The organism is Duganella lactea (assembly GCF_009857505.1).
GTDB lineage: Bacteria > Pseudomonadota > Gammaproteobacteria > Burkholderiales > Burkholderiaceae_D > Rugamonas > Rugamonas lactea.
In genome coordinates this window covers 1-255 of the sequence record NZ_WWCP01000121.1, presented here as the reverse complement: position 1 = coordinate 255, position 255 = coordinate 1, and the positions used below count along the sequence as shown (strand labels likewise).

At 63.9% G+C, this 255-nt stretch carries 1 protein-coding gene; it reads right to left on the bottom strand.

Annotated elements, in window-relative coordinates:
- Positions 1-255: transposase (locus GTP44_RS28505; RefSeq protein ID WP_161021813.1), on the bottom strand; the 255-nt coding region annotated here is incomplete at both ends.

Below are 255 nucleotides of genomic sequence, written 5' to 3'. Positions count from 1 at the left end.
GTCCAGATCGTGGTGCGGTCGGGAATCTGGCTGGAGTCGCGCAGGCCAGCGAAGCGCTGGAAGCTCAGCCGGTCCAGCAGTTGGAACTCCATCTGTTCGTCCGAAAGATTGAACAGTTGCTGGATCAACAGGATACGTACCATCACTTCGGTCGGGAACGGCGGCCGACCGCCGCGTTCGCGGCCGGGCCGTGGCGCAGCAGTATCGACCGCATCAGCCAGCGCCGCGAAGTCGACATGCCGCTCCAGCACTTGC